This is a genomic window from Duganella sp. Leaf61 (assembly GCF_001421905.1).
Taxonomy (GTDB): Bacteria; Pseudomonadota; Gammaproteobacteria; order Burkholderiales; family Burkholderiaceae_D; genus Rugamonas; species Rugamonas zoogloeoides.
This window is the reverse complement of the sequence record NZ_LMLM01000003.1, coordinates 168,281-182,782: the sequence shown is the minus strand read 5'-3', so window position 1 is coordinate 182,782 and position 14,502 is coordinate 168,281. Positions and strand designations below refer to the sequence as shown.

The 14,502-nt window shown below is 63.3% G+C and carries 12 protein-coding genes; 2 read left to right on the top strand and 10 right to left on the bottom strand.

Annotation, left to right across the window (positions count from 1 at the left end; all coding sequences use genetic code 11):
* Window positions 1-12: 12 nt before the first annotated feature.
* The 3 genes from ASF04_RS06355 to ASF04_RS06345 are packed head-to-tail and all read right to left on the bottom strand — an operon-like array spanning window position 13 to window position 1,027.
* On the bottom strand, window positions 13-474 hold the full coding sequence (locus tag ASF04_RS06355; RefSeq protein WP_229204946.1) for a hypothetical protein: 462 nt from the start codon (window positions 472-474) through the stop codon (window positions 13-15).
* A 59-nt stretch (window positions 475-533) separates the two neighbouring features.
* Window positions 534-725: a DUF1653 domain-containing protein gene (locus tag ASF04_RS06350; RefSeq protein ID WP_056139158.1), complete on the bottom strand. Its 192-nt coding sequence runs from the start codon at window positions 723-725 to the stop codon at window positions 534-536.
* A gap of 8 nt (window positions 726-733) precedes the next feature.
* On the bottom strand, window positions 734-1,027 hold the full coding sequence (locus tag ASF04_RS06345) for a hypothetical protein (RefSeq protein WP_227012408.1): 294 nt from the start codon (window positions 1,025-1,027) through the stop codon (window positions 734-736).
* Window positions 1,028-1,582: 555 nt separating this feature from the next.
* Between ASF04_RS06345 and xth the strand changes: the two genes are divergently transcribed.
* On the top strand, window positions 1,583-2,347 hold the full coding sequence (gene xth / locus ASF04_RS06340; RefSeq protein WP_056139155.1) for an exodeoxyribonuclease III: 765 nt from the start codon (window positions 1,583-1,585) through the stop codon (window positions 2,345-2,347).
* Between the two features lie 3 nt (window positions 2,348-2,350).
* On the opposite strand, the gene ASF04_RS06335 is transcribed toward xth, so the two are convergent.
* The 7 genes from ASF04_RS06335 to prpB form a co-directional block, all read right to left on the bottom strand.
* Entirely contained in the window at window positions 2,351-4,507 is a 2,157-nt protein-coding gene (locus ASF04_RS06335; RefSeq protein ID WP_229204945.1) for a bifunctional diguanylate cyclase/phosphodiesterase, read from the bottom strand.
* Between the two features lie 149 nt (window positions 4,508-4,656).
* On the bottom strand, window positions 4,657-6,333 hold the full coding sequence (locus ASF04_RS06330) for a cation acetate symporter (protein WP_056139153.1): 1,677 nt from the start codon (window positions 6,331-6,333) through the stop codon (window positions 4,657-4,659).
* Entirely contained in the window at window positions 6,330-6,638 is a 309-nt protein-coding gene (locus ASF04_RS06325; RefSeq protein ID WP_056139198.1) for a DUF485 domain-containing protein, read from the bottom strand. The genes ASF04_RS06330 and ASF04_RS06325 overlap by 4 nt, the downstream gene beginning before the upstream one ends.
* A gap of 98 nt (window positions 6,639-6,736) precedes the next feature.
* On the bottom strand, window positions 6,737-7,930 hold the full coding sequence (gene prpF / locus ASF04_RS06320) for a 2-methylaconitate cis-trans isomerase PrpF (RefSeq protein WP_056139151.1): 1,194 nt from the start codon (window positions 7,928-7,930) through the stop codon (window positions 6,737-6,739).
* Window positions 7,931-7,948: 18 nt separating this feature from the next.
* Entirely contained in the window at window positions 7,949-10,546 is a 2,598-nt protein-coding gene (acnD, locus tag ASF04_RS06315; RefSeq protein ID WP_056139148.1) for a Fe/S-dependent 2-methylisocitrate dehydratase AcnD, read from the bottom strand.
* Between the two features lie 11 nt (window positions 10,547-10,557).
* Window positions 10,558-11,709 (bottom strand): 2-methylcitrate synthase, encoded by a 1,152-nt coding sequence (prpC, locus tag ASF04_RS06310; protein WP_056139145.1) that lies wholly within the window; start codon window positions 11,707-11,709, stop codon window positions 10,558-10,560.
* Between the two features lie 11 nt (window positions 11,710-11,720).
* Window positions 11,721-12,617: a methylisocitrate lyase gene (prpB, locus tag ASF04_RS06305; protein WP_056139143.1), complete on the bottom strand. Its 897-nt coding sequence runs from the start codon at window positions 12,615-12,617 to the stop codon at window positions 11,721-11,723.
* Window positions 12,618-12,769: 152 nt separating this feature from the next.
* Between prpB and prpR the strand changes: the two genes are divergently transcribed.
* A complete protein-coding gene (gene prpR, locus ASF04_RS06300; RefSeq protein WP_056139141.1) occupies window positions 12,770-14,491 on the top strand; it encodes a propionate catabolism operon regulatory protein PrpR in 1,722 nt (573 codons plus the stop codon).
* The last annotated feature ends 11 nt before the right edge of the window (window positions 14,492-14,502 follow it).

The window sequence follows — 14,502 nt, the reverse complement described above, 5'->3', positions numbered from 1 at the left end:
GCCTTTTCCACGTCAGTACAGCGTCACGCCCGGTGATGGCGGCGGCAAGTCGTCGCGCTCCTCGGTAGGCCGCATGATGACCGTCAGCGTCGATGGAAAATCGTAACCGGCGCCGGTATTCTGGTCGATGAAGTAGCCGACGCCAGCCGTCAGGATCAGGTTGCCCCACAGGTTGCCATTGGGCCTGGGATCGACCCGCTCGTAAGCCCACCCTGCTCCTTCCTTCTTGCAGTCGATGCGCAAAGGCGCCGAGCTCTTGCGCAAGGTGACGCGGCCCGGCGTGGTCACGAACCACTTGCCGGCGTCGTTGTACAGCACGCAGCCCACGCCGCCGATTTGACGATGGTCAAGCACGGTTTGCACCAGCACGCTTTGTTCGGTGGGTTCGCTCAGCGAAGCACAGCCGGCACTGGACAGCACAGCCAGTGCAGACAGCACATTAACGCACACGCGCGCAGGAAGACGGAAATACATGGTCGGTCTCGGTAATGGAGTCCAAGACAGTGTATCAAGACCAATGAAGATTGATTCTCTTAATCAAGAGGCGTAAAGCGTTGCACTTTGACGCCATCAACCTCGATCATCTCGAAAAACACGGCGGCAGGACGACACCAGATCGATCCATCCGCAGCGCGGTAGACGATCATGGTGCTCAAGTCCGCTTCCAGGGTAGCCTCGCACACCAGCTCGTACAGGCCGCCCTTGTAATGCCGGTAACGCTTCATCGGTACGATCAGGCGTTCTGGGTGGCTGCCGACTTGGTGGCAACCGAAGCGCGCTCGCTGGCTTGCTCCTGCTGCTTTTTCTTCAAGTCGTTGACGACTTTCAGAATGTCGTCCATGCCGCCCTGGCCGCCCAGCGACGAGAATGCATCGAGCACCTCATTGAGCACCTGGTTACGTACGGCAGCTTCGTCCTGGCTCACTGCCGTACCGCGTTGCAACGCCTCGGCAGCGCGCTTTTCGGCAGCAGCAGCTTCTTTTTGCGCAGCGGTCTTGCGGCCGCCAGGCACTTTGCCATGTTCCAACGCAGCTTGCCAGATCACCCAGCGACGTTGCGTTTCAAAAACCAGATACTCTTCCGGTTTGTCTTCTCGACGGCGAACGATATGTCCGTCGCGTTGTGCCCATGCCTCAAATGCAGCTCGCATTTTTATTCCTTTGCAAATGCGCTACGCGCAATTCACTGTTAAAACTACAAGATATTTCCGTATAGTACCATTTATTGCACCGGCCCAATAACCAATATAAAGGAATATTGCTAAATTGAGGTTGCTTAGTGGCAACACTAGTTTTGACTTAATTTTGTAACAGTATATTTCTTATTTGCTATTTTGTCTCGCACCATTGATTCAGTTTTGATAACTAAGAGACAAATTTGGCAATTTTTTCAGCATTTCACAATTTCTGCAACATTTTAGGCGCTGGCAACGGGATTGCGAAGTGTTATTCCAGCATTTCTTGGAAAAATCGTCACAATTGCTGCTACTAAGACAACCTCATCTGTTAAATCCGATTGCGGTAAGATGCGCCACTCACCGCGCACCGCCGCGCCCACAATTCTTCAAGGACATTAACTAGTGATGAAATTAGCTACATGGAATGTTAACTCACTGAACGTAAGACTGCCGCACGTTATGGCATGGCTAGAGGCAAATCCAACAGATGTGCTCTGCATCCAGGAAACAAAATTAACTGACGACAAGTTTCCGTTCGCCCAGATCGAGGCGGCCGGCTACCACGTCGCCTACACCGGGCAAAAAACTTACAATGGTGTGGCTATTTTGTCAAAACTGCCTATCAATGATGTAGTCAAGAACAATCCTCATTTGGACGATCCGCAACAGCGTATCCTGACGGCGACCATCGGCGGCATGCGGATCGTCTGCGCCTACGTCCCCAATGGCCAGAGCGTTGGCTCTGAGAAATACCAATACAAGATGGGTTGGCTCGACGCCTTTCACCGCTGGATCGGCGAGGAAGCTGCGCAGCATACGCAACTGGCGGTAATGGGCGACTACAACATCGCCCCCGAAGACCGCGATGTCCACGATCCGGCAGCGTGGGAAGGCGAAGTGCACGTGTCGGAACCGGAGCGCGCCCACTTGCGCCGTTTGCTCGATATCGGCCTGGCCGACGCCTTCCGCCTGTTCGAGCAACCGGAAAAATCGTTCAGCTGGTGGGACTATCGTGGCCTGGGCTTCCGCCTCAATAAAGGCCTGCGTATCGATCACATCCTGCTGTCGCCGGCACTGGCGCAGCGCTGCACGGCGTGCGTGATCGACCGTACCCCGCGCAAATGGGAGCAGCCGTCCGACCACACCCCGGTGATCGCCACCATCGAGTAACGCTTATGCCAGCGCCGCATCGAGGCGCGGCAGCAGCAACCGCACTTCGTGGTGCGGCGCCGGTTCGGAGAACAGGAAGCCCTGGGCGAACTGGCAACCATGGCGCTGCAACAGCGCGTACTGGCTTTCGTTCTCCACCCCTTCCGCCACCACCGACAGCTGCAGGCTGCCCGACAGGGCGATGATGGCTGCCACGATGGCGCGGTCCTCGGTGCTGGTGGGCAAATCCTTGATGAACGCGCGGTCGATCTTGATCTTCTTGACCGGGAAGCGCTTCAAATAGGCCAGGCTCGAATAGCCGGTGCCGAAATCGTCGATCGACAGACGGATTCCCATGGCATTGATCTGTTCGAGGATTTCCTGGGTCTGTTCGCCGTGCTGCATCAGCGCCGTCTCGGTAATCTCGAATTCCAGCAGTGCCGGATCGATGCCGGTTTCGTCGAGGATGCGCCGCACCGTCGCCACCAGGGCGCCATGCGTGAACTGGCGCGCCGACAGATTGACCGCCAGCGGTACCGGCTGCAAGCCCGCGCGCAGCCATGCCATGCTCTGCTCGCACGCCTGGCGGATCACCCATTCGCCGATCGGCACGATCAGCCCATTGTCCTCGATGATGGGAATGAAGCTGTCGGGCAGTACCAGGTCATGCTCGTCCCGGCGCCAGCGCAGCAGCACTTCCATCGCGTGCAGGCGGCGCGTGCCGATATCGATGATGGGCTGGAAGTGCAGCGAGAACTGGTCGCGCGCCAGCGCATTACGCAAATTCGATTCGAGTTCGAAATGCTGGGCTGCCGCCTGGTTCATCACCGGCTGGAAGTACTGGTAATTATTCCTGCCGGTGGCCTTGGCGTGGTACATCGCGGTGTCCGCGTTGCGCATCAGCGTGGCGACATCGGCGCCATCGTCGGGATAGATGCAAATGCCGATCGATGGCGTGATGTGCAGATGGCGCCCGTCGAGCGGGAAGCTCTCGTCGAGCGCGGCGATAATCTGCTCGGCCACCGCGCTCGCTTCAACCGGGTCGGCGATGCCCGGCAACAGCACCACGAACTCGTCGCCGCCCAGGCGCGCCACGGTATCGCTGCCGCGCACCGCGCAGCACAGGCGGTTGGCCACTTCCTTGAGCAGCTGGTCGCCGGTCATGTGGCCCAGCGAATCGTTGATGGTCTTGAAGCGATCGAGGTCGATGAACATCACGGCCAGCTGGCGCTGCGAGCGCTGGGCATTGAGCATGGCGCGGTCAAGCCGGTCCGACAACAGCGCACGGTTGGGCAGGCCGGTCAAACTGTCGTGATACGCCATGTGATGCACGCGAGCCTCGGCCTGGCGGCGCTCGATGATCTCGCCCTGCAGCAGGGCGTTGGCGCCAGCCAGTTCGGCGGTGCGTTCGAGCACCCGCACTTCCAGCTCGTCGCGCGCGCGGCTCACTGCCTCGGCGGCCTCCCGGCGTGCGGTAATGTCGTCCACCAGCCATACCGAGCGGCCACGCGGGTGGGCCAGATCGAACGGGCGGCCCGACAGGCGCGCCCAGAACACCGTGCCGTCGCGGCGTACCAGCTCGTACTCGGAAACGTTGATGCGGCCGGCCGTGAAGTCGCGCATGGTCTCGGCGCGTGCCGCCTGCCAGGCATCCTTGTCGGCATAGAAGGCCTGCACACTGAGGTTGTTCATGCCGCCCGGCGGATAGCCGAACAGTTCTTCCATCTTGGTATTGCAATGCAGGTTGCGGCCCTCCTCCACGACCGAGATGCCGAGCACCGCGCTGTCGAGGATGGCCTGGTTTTCCAGCAGCGCATTGTGCAGCGCACGCTGGTCGCGCCGCACGTCGCTGATGTCGTTGAAGACGATGGTCGCACCCTGTACTTGCGCGCCGGCCGGCAGCGGCTTGACCCAGGCCTGCACCGCGAAATAGTGTCCGCTGGCGGGCGTCAGGTAGGTGTCCCAGCGTACGCCGGGCGTGGCGGTGGCCAGGCGAGCCACGCTGGCCTCGCGCACGTGCAGCGTAAACAGCTTGTCCACGCCCGCGCCGCACGGGTCGCGCCCGAGCAAAGTCACCAGCTCCGCATTGGCAGCCATGACCGTGCCGTCCACGCCAAAGGCGCAGGCGGGGACGCCGATCAGCGCGAGTGCGCCGGCGACAAAATCCGTATTGGTCAACATAAGGCCCCTGAAAAATCCGCAAACATGACAACTTATTATTGTTAGTTGACAGATGTTAAACCATCTTCAGTGCTTTGGGGTGGATAAAACGACAATGCCCGGCAAATACCGGGCATTGTCGTTACAACGCTACTACTGGTGGCACGTGATCAGTGGCCGCTGGCACCGTCCGCGCCGATACCGGTTTCCGAACGCACGGTCTGCGCTTCGAAGCCGTCACGGTCGATGCGCGCACGCGGGCCCTTGTCGGTGATCGAGAACAGCCAGATGCCGATGAAGCCGACCGCCATCGAGAAGATGGCTGGCGACGCGTACGGGAACAGCGGCTCGGCCTTGCCGAACACGTCCACCCACACCGACTTCGACACCACGGTCAGTCCCACTGCGGTGAACAGGCCGAGGAAGCCACCGACGGTTGCGCCACGGGTGGTGCAGTCTTTCCACAACACGGACATGAACAGCACCGGGAAATTGGCCGACGCGGCGATCGCGAATGCCAGCGAGACCATGAACGCGATGTTCTGCTTCTCGAACACGATGCCCAGTACCACGGCGACGATACCGAGCGCGATGGTGGTGATTTTCGAGACGCGCAGTTCGTCGGCGCCGGTGGCCTTGCCCTTCTTGATCACGGTGGCGTAGATATCGTGCGATACCGCCGACGCGCCGGACAGGGTCAGGCCCGCAACCACCGCCAGGATGGTGGCAAATGCCACGGCTGAAATGAAGCCGAGGAAGACGTCGCCGCCCACGGCCTTGGCCAGGTGCACCGCTGCCATGTTGTTACCGCCCAGGAGCTTGCCGGCGGCATCCTTGAATTCCGGGTTGGTGCCGACCAGAACGATGGCGCCGAAACCGATGATGAAGGTCAGCACGTAGAAGTAGCCGATCCAGGTCGTGGCCCACAGGACCGATTTGCGTGCTTCTTTCGCGTTCGGGACGGTGAAGAAGCGCATCAGGATGTGCGGCAGGCCGGCGGTACCGAACATCAGCGCCATACCGAACGAGATCGCCGAAATCGGATCCTTGATGAACGTGCCAGGGCCCATGATGGCGTCCTTGTTGGCGTGGACTTCCACGGCCTTGGCAAACAGTTTTTCAGGGCTGAAGCTGAACTGCGCCAGCACGGCCAGCGCCATGAAGCTCGCACCGCCCAGCAGCATCACGGCCTTGATGATCTGCACCCAGGTGGTGGCGGTCATGCCGCCGAACAGCACGTAAATCATCATCAAGGTACCAACCAGCACGACCGCGATCCAGTATTCGAGGCCGAACAGCAGCTTGATCAACTGGCCGGCGCCGACCATCTGCGCGATCAGGTAGAACGCCACTACCACCAGCGTGCCGGAAGCGGCGAAAATGCGGATCGGCTTTTGCGCGAAGCGGTAAGCGGCAACGTCGGCAAAGGTGAAGCGGCCCAGGTTGCGCAGGCGCTCTGCCATCAGGAACGTGATGACGGGCCAGCCGACCAGGAAGCCGATGGCGTAGATCAGGCCATCGTAGCCGTTCAGGAACACGGCGGCGGAAATACCGAGGAACGATGCTGCCGACATGAAGTCGCCGGCAATCGCCAGACCGTTCTGGAAACCGGTGATGCCGCCACCGGCGGTATAGAAGTCGGCGGCCGACTTGGTCTTGGCGGCAGCCCACTTGGTGACCCACAGCGTGAACAGCACGAACACGCCGAACATGGCAATCGCGGTCCAGTTGGTGGCCTGCTTGGTGGCCTGGCCCAGGTCGCCGCCGGCGGCGTACACGACGCCGCTGACTGCGGCGCCGATCAGTGCGGAAGCGACGACCGCCAGTTGACGGTTCGAGGCGCTCATGCTTTCACCCGTGCGGCGATGGCGGTGGTGAGATCGTCGTATTCGCGGTTGGCGCGACGCACGTAGATGCCGGTGATGATGACGGTGAAGACGATCACGAACAGGCCGATCGGCATGCCCCACGTCATCACGCCGTCGCCGGTTTTGGCAGCCAGCAGTTCTTTGTCGAACGCGATCAGGAGGATGTAGCCGTAATAGACCACCATCATCAGCGCGGTCAGTATCCAGCCGAACCGGGAACGCGCCTTGACCAGCTTATGGTAATTGGGGTCGGCTTTGATTTTTTGAACCAAATCGTCTTGCATCATCTGTCTCCATTTATTGAGGAACCTGCCCATTTAGCTGAGCTTGAACCCACAATAAGCTGCGAGACTTACCGCTGGCTTACACGCACTGTTATTACTTACGCCCTCACCCATCCTTCCATCAGGATGCGCGCGCTGCGGCTCATCACCGCTTTCACCACGCTCCACTCGCCATTTTTTTGCACCGCAGCGGCGCCCACGCGCAGGGTGCCCGACGGATGGCCGAAGCGCACGGCAGCGCGCTCGCCGCCGCCGGCCGCCAGGTTGACCAGCGTGCCGGGAATGGCGGCCGCCGCGCCAATGGCCACGGCGGCTGTGCCCATCATGGCGTGGTGGAGCTTGCCCATCGAAAGCGCGCGCACCAGCAGGTCGATGTCGCCCGCGTCCACCGGCCTGCCGCTCGACGCCGTGTACGACACCGGCGGCGCCACGAAGGCCACCTTGGGCGTGTGCTGGCGTTGTGCGGCCTGTTCCAGGGTTTGCACCAGGCCCATGCGCACGGCGCCGTGCGCGCGGATGGTTTCGAACATGGCCAGCGCGCGCGCATCGCCATTGATCGCGTCCTGCAGTTCGGTGCCGGTGCAGCCCACCGCCTGCGCCTCGATGAAGATGGTGGGGATGCCGGCGTTGATCATGGTGGCGCGCAGCGTGCCGATGCCGGGCACCTCGATGTCGTCGATCACGCGCCCGGTGGGGAACATGGCGCTATTGGTGCTATTGGTGCTATTGGCGCCGCTGCCCTCCTCGTCCGCTGCCGGGTCGAGGAATTCGAGCACCACTTCCGCCGCCGGGAAGGTCACGCCATCGAGTTCGAAGTCGCCCAGCTCCTGCACCTGCCCTGCCGTCATCGGAATATGGGCGATGATGGTCTTGCCGATATTGGCCTGCCAGATGCGCACCACGGCCACGCCATCGTGCGGCACCCGTGCGGCATCGACCAGGCCTGACTGAATCGCAAATGCACCCACGGCGGCCGACAGGTTGCCGCAATTGCCGCTCCAGTCCACGAACGGCCGGTCGATGGCGACCTGGCCGAACAGGTAGTCAACGTCGTGATCCGGCCTGGTCGCCGGCGCTACGATCACGGCCTTGCTGGTGCTCGACGTGCCGCTGCCCATGCCGTCGATCTGCTTGCCGTAGGGGTCGGGGCTGCCGATCACGCGCAGCAGCAGCGCGTCGCGCGCCGCGCCCGGGGTTTGCGCGTCAAGCGGCAGGTCTTGCAGGCGGAAGAACACGCCCTTGCTGGTGCCGCCACGCATATAGGTGGCGGGAATCTTGGTCTGTTGGGTCATTATGCGGCCTATGCTGTTTTATGCTGTTTTATGCTGTTGCAGGAAGTCCTGGGCAAAGCGCTGCAGCACGCCGCCCGCTTCGTAGATCGACACTTCTTCCTGGGTGTCGAGCCGGCAGATCACCGGCGTTTCCACCCGCTCTCCGTTGCGACGATGGATCACCAGCGTGAGCATGGCGCGCGGCGTACGTTCACCCACCACGTCGTAGGTTTCGGTACCGTCCAGCGCCAGCGTCAGGCGATTGACGCCGGGCGTGAATTCCAGCGGCAGCACGCCCATGCCCACCAGGTTGGTGCGGTGGATGCGCTCGAAGCCTTCGGCGGCAATCGCTTCCACGCCGGCCAGGCGCACGCCCTTGGCGGCCCAGTCGCGCGAGGAACCCTGGCCATAGTCGGCGCCAGCCACCACGATCAGCGGCTGCTTGCGCTCCATGTAGGTCTCGATGGCTTCCCACATCCGCGTGACCGTGCCTTCCGGCTCCACGCGCGCCAGCGAACCGGCCATGACCTTGCCGTCCGCGCCGCGCACCATCTCGTTTTTCAGGGTGGGGTTGGCGAACGTGGCGCGCTGCGCGGTCAGGTGGTCGCCGCGATGGGTGGCGTACGAATTGAAGTCCTCTTCCGGCAAACCCATTCTGGCCAGGTACTCGCCCGCCGCGCTGTCGGCCATGATGGCGTTCGACGGCGACAGGTGGTCAGTGGTGATGTTATCGCCGAGCAGCGCCAGCGGACGCATGCCGGTCAGCGACCGGGCGCCCGCCAGCGCGCCTTCCCAGTACGGCGGGCGGCGGATGTAGGTCGTTTGCGGGCGCCAGTCGTACAGCGGACTCACTGCCACGCCGTCGTCAGCTTCGCGCGCGAACATCGGGATGTACACCTTGCGGAACTGTTCGGGTTTCACACTGGCGGCGACCACGGCGTCGATCTCGGCGTCCGACGGCCAGATGTCGGCCAGTTTGACCGGACAGCCGGCGGCATCCACGCCCAGCACGTCTTTTTCGATATCGAAGCGGATGGTGCCGGCAATCGCATACGCCACCACCAGCGGCGGCGAGGCCAAAAAGGCCTGCTTGGCATACGGGTGGATGCGGCCATCGAAATTGCGGTTACCCGACAGGACCGCGGTGGCATACAAATCGCGCGCGATGACTTCCTGCTGGATTACGGGATCGAGCGCGCCGGACATGCCATTGCACGACGTGCAGGCGTAGGCCACCACGCCAAAGCCCAGTCGTTCCAGCTCGGGCATCAGGCCCGCTGCTTCCAGGTACAACGTGACGGTCTTGGAACCGGGCGCCAGCGAGGACTTGACCCATGGTTTGCGCGTCAGGCCGCGCGCGTTGGCATTGCGGGCCAGCAGGCCGGCGGCAATCATGTTGCGCGGGTTGTTGGTGTTGGTGCAGCTGGTAATGGCCGCGATGATACAGGCGCCATCGGGCATCAGGCCCGGTTCGTTTTCCACCACGCCGCTGATGCCGCGTGCTGCAAGTTCCGACGTCGGCACGCGGCTGTGCGGGTTCGATGGTCCGGCGATATTGCGCACCACCGACGACAGGTCGAACGTCAGTACGCGCTCGTATCGCGCGGTGGCCAGCGCGTCGGCCCACAGGCCGGCCTCTTTCGCATAGGTTTCCACCAGCTTGACGGTTTCCTCGTCGCGACCGGTCAGGCGCAGGTACTTGATGGTCTGCTCGTCGATGTAGAACATGGCGGCGGTCGAACCATATTCGGGCGCCATGTTGGAGATGGTGGCGCGGTCGCCGAGCGTGAGGTGGGCAGCCCCTTCGCCGTAGAACTCCAGGTACGACGACACCACTTTTTGCTGGCGCAGGAATTCGGTCAGCGCCAGCACGGTGTCGGTGGCGGTAATGCCGGGTCCCGGTTTGCCGGTCAGTTCCACGCCGATGATGTCGGGCAGGCGCATCCACGAGGCGCGGCCCAGCATCACGCTTTCCGCTTCCAGGCCACCCACGCCGATGGCGATCACGCCCAGCGCATCGACCATCGGCGTGTGCGAGTCGGTGCCGACCAGGGTATCGGGAAAGGCCACGCCGTCCTGCGCCTGGATCACCGGCGACATGCGTTCGAGGTTGATCTGGTGCAGGATGCCGTTACCGGGCGGGATCACATCGACATTCTTGAATGCCTTCTTGGTCCAGTCGATGAAGTCGAACCGGTCCTCGTTGCGGCGGTCCTCGATGGCGCGGTTCTTGGTAAAGGCATCGGGATCGAAGCCGCCGCACTCCACCGCCAGCGAATGGTCCACCACCAGCTGGGTGGGTACCACCGGGTTGACCAGCGCCGGATCGCCGCCCTGCAGGGCAATGGCGTCGCGCAGGCCGGCCAGGTCCACCAGCGCGGTCTGACCGAGGATGTCGTGGCAGACCACGCGCGCCGGGAACCACGGGAAGTCGAGATCGCGCCGGCGTTCGATCAGTTGCGACAGCGAGGCATCGAGCGTGGCGGGATCGCAGCGGCGCACCAGGTTTTCAGCCAGCACGCGCGAGGTATAAGGCAACCCGGCCCAGGCGCCCGGTTCGATCGCATCGACGGCAGCGCGCGCGTCGAAGTAGTCGAGCGTGGTGCCGGGCAGCGGTTTGCGGTATTGCGTGTTCATTGGCGTAGTCATTACGAACGGTCCTTGATCGGTACGAATTGCAGGTCTTCCGGGCCGACGTAGTTGGCGCTGGGGCGAATGATCTTGTTGTCGATGCGCTGCTCGATCACGTGCGCGGCCCAGCCGGACGTGCGCGAAATGACGAACAGCGGCGTGAACATCGCGGTGGGCACGCCCATCATGTGGTACGACACGGCCGAGAACCAGTCCAGGTTCGGGAACATTTTTTTCACGTCCCACATCACGGTTTCGAGCCGCTCGGCAATGTCGAACATTTTCATCGAGCCGCCGTCCTGCGACAGTTGGCGCGCCACCTCCTTGATGACCACGTTGCGCGGATCGGAAATCGTGTACACAGGGTGGCCGAAGCCGATCACCACTTCCTTGTTGGCCACGCGGTTGCGGATGTCGGCTTCCGCTTCGTCGGCGTTTTCGTAGCGCTTCTGGATCTCGAACGCGAACTCGTTGGCGCCGCCGTGCTTGGGACCGCGCAGTGCGCCGATGGCGCCGGTGATCGCCGAGTGCATGTCCGAACCCGTACCCGCGATCACGCGGCCGGTAAAGGTGGACGCGTTGAATTCGTGTTCGGCGTACAGGATCAGCGACGTGTGCATGGCGCGCACCCAGCTCGCGGGCGGCTTGAAACCGTGCAGCAGGTGCAGGAAGTGGCCGCCGATCGAATCGTCGTCGGTTTCCACGTCGATGCGCTTGCCGTTATGGCTGTAGTGGTACCAGTACAGCAGCATCGAGCCGAACGACGCCATCAGGCGGTCGGCGATGTCGCGCGCGCCGGGCACATTGTGGTCGTCCTTTTCCGGCAGCACGCAGCCGAGCACCGAGGCGCCGGTGCGCATCACGTCCATCGGGTGGGCGGCGGCCGGCAAGGCTTCCAGCGCGGACTTGACGGCCTGCGGCAGGCCGCGCAGCGAGCGCAGTTTGGCCTTGTAGCCGCGCAGCTCGCCGTCGTTGGGCAACTTGCCGTGCACCAGCAGGTAGGCGATTTCCTCGAACTCGCTGGTGGTGGCCAGGTCGAGGATGTCGTAACCACGGTAGTGCAGGTCATTGCCGGTCTTGCCGACGGAGCACAGCGCGGTATTCCCGGCCGCCACGCCGGACAGGGCTACGGATTTTTTCGGTTTGAAGGTGGTGGTGGTGTCGGTCATGGTGGTCTCCGTTATTTTTTCTGGGCCGCATTTTGAGCTGCAAACAAGGCATCGAGCTTCTGCTCGAAGCTATGGTAATTGATCCGTTCATACAGCTCGGCGCGCGTCTGCATGGTATCGAGCACATTTTGCTGGGTGCCGTCGCGGCGGATCGCGCCATACACATTTTCAGCCGCCTTGTTCATGGCGCGGAACGCGGACAGCGGATAGAGCACCAGGCCCACGTCGGCGTCGCGCAGCTCGTCCACCGTGAACAGCGGCGTGGAACCGAATTCGGTGATGTTGGCCAGCACCGGTACCTTTACGGCGGCAGCGAACTGCTTGTACATCTCGAGGCTGATCATCGCTTCCGGGAAGATCATGTCGGCGCCCGCCTCCACGCATGCCACAGCGCGCGCGATCGCCGCGTCCAGTCCTTCGACCGCCAGCGCGTCGGTGCGGGCCATGATCACGAACTGGTCGTCGGTGCGCGCATCGACAGCGGCGCTGACGCGATCGACCATCTCCTGCTGCGAGACGATTTCCTTGCCGGGGCGGTGGCCGCAGCGCTTGGCGCCCACCTGGTCTTCGATATGCATGGCGGCGGCGCCGGCCTTGATCATGGTCTTGACCGTGCGCGCGACATTGAACGCCGAGGCGCCGAAACCGGTATCGGCATCGACCAGCAGTGGCAGGTCGCACACGTCGGTGATGCGGCGGATGTCGGTAAGCACGTCATCCAGGCTCGAGATGCCCAGGTCGGGCAAGCCGAGCGAGCCGGCCGCCACGCCGCCGCCCGACAGATAGATGGCGCGGAAACCGGCGCGCTTGGCCAGCAAGGCGTGATTGGCGTTGATGGCGCCGACGACCTGCAACGGCGATTCTTCTTGGACGGCCTGGCGGAATGCGGCGCCTGCGGAATAACTCATGGGTGACCTTTCAATGTTGCGGTGAAGTTAGGCGTTACTTTGCAAGCGCCGTGCCACCCGCTACCTCCTTTAAAATCAATCACTTGCTGATTTTATATGTTGCAAAATTGTTTCATTTTGAAACATCGAAACAACTGCACTACAATTGAAACATGCGCCTACCTCCTTCCCTGCCGCTCGATCCTGACGACAAACCCGTTCTCTGGACCGTTTCCGTCTCGCGCCTGTCCGACGTGTTCCGCCACATCACGCTCGAATACGACAACCGCGCCACCATCGAACAAATCCACCTCGGCTTCGACGACGCCGTGCGCCATATCCGCGCGCGCCTGGCCACCGAGCGCTGCGACGCTGTCATCGCGGCCGGCTCCAACGCCGCCTACCTGAGAAGCCGACTGTCGGTGCCGGTGGTCGTGGCCCGCTTCAGCGGCTTCGACGTGATGCAGGCGCTGGCACGGGCGCGGCGCGTGTCCCCGCACGTGGGCATCGTCACTTACCAGGAGCGGCTGCAGGAGCTGGCCGAATTCACCACCACCTTCGACATCGACGTGGCACAGCGCACGTACGTGACCGAGGAAGACGCGCGCGACCAGGTCAACGATTTAAAAGCGGCCGGCATCAAGGCAATCGTCGGCGCCGGCCGCATCACCGACCTGGCCGAAGAGGCGGGGCTGACGGGCGTGTTCGTGTATTCGGCGGCATCGGTGCGCCATGCGTTCGACGATGCGCTGGAGCTGGCGCGCCTGACCCAGCTTGAAATGGACCGGGGCCGGGGCCGCGCACGCGGCGCCACCACGGGCGGCGCGATCGACACGCTGCGCGCCCGCCACGGCATCACCGATTTGCGCGGCGAATCGGCCGCCATGGAAGCAGTGCGCCAGTCGGTGGTGCTGTATGCGAAATCGCCGGCCACGGTATTGATCTCCGGCGAAACCGGCAGCGGCAAGGAACTGGCAGCGCAGGCGATTCACAACGAAGGACCGCGCAGCCTGGGCCAGAACCGGCCGTTCGTGGCGGTGAACTGCGGCGCCATCGCCGAGTCGCTGCTCGAATCGGAACTGTTCGGCCACGAAGACGGTGCGTTTACCGGCGCGCGCCGGGGCGGCCACGCCGGGCTGTTCGAGGCGGCCAACCACGGCACCCTGTTCCTCGACGAGATCGGCGAGATGCCGCTGACGCTGCAAACCCGCCTGCTGCGGGTGCTGGAAGAACGGCAGGTGGTGCGGGTGGGCGGCACGCGGCCCATCGCCGTTGCCGTGCGCATCATCAGCGCCACTCACTGCGACCTCGAGCAGCGCGTGCGCGATGGCCGCTTCCGCGCCGACCTGTTCTACCGGCTGGCAGTGCTGCGCCTGGCGCTGCCGCCGCTGCGCGCGCGGCCCGGCGACGTGGCGGCGCTGGCCGAATGGTCGCTCAAGCATGCGCTGGCGTCGCTCGGCGCCAGGCCGCACCCCAACCTGCGCGCCGAGATCGCGGCGTGCGCGCCGCTGCTGCAAGCGTACGCGTGGCCCGGCAACGTGCGCGAACTGCGCAACGTGGCCGAACGCCTGGCGCTGTTCCTGGCGGCCGAGCCACTGCAGGCGCTCACGCCCGCGTTCATCGTTGGCGTGGCGCCGGAGCTGGCAGGCCACGGCGGTATTGGCGCCGGTGCTGGCGCTGATGTAGGCAACACCGGCGCGGGCGGCGCTGCCGCCGGCGCCACTGCATCGTCGTTCAGCATCGGCCGGGCGCACCGCGAGACGGCAAGCACGGCAGAGGTGCTGGCCCGCTTTGGCGGCCGGCGCGACGCGGCCGCCAATTACCTGGGCATCAGCCGCACCACGCTGTGGCGCCGGTTGCGTGCGGAGGACGGCGGTCAAACCGTCACGCCTTAAAAGCGTCACGC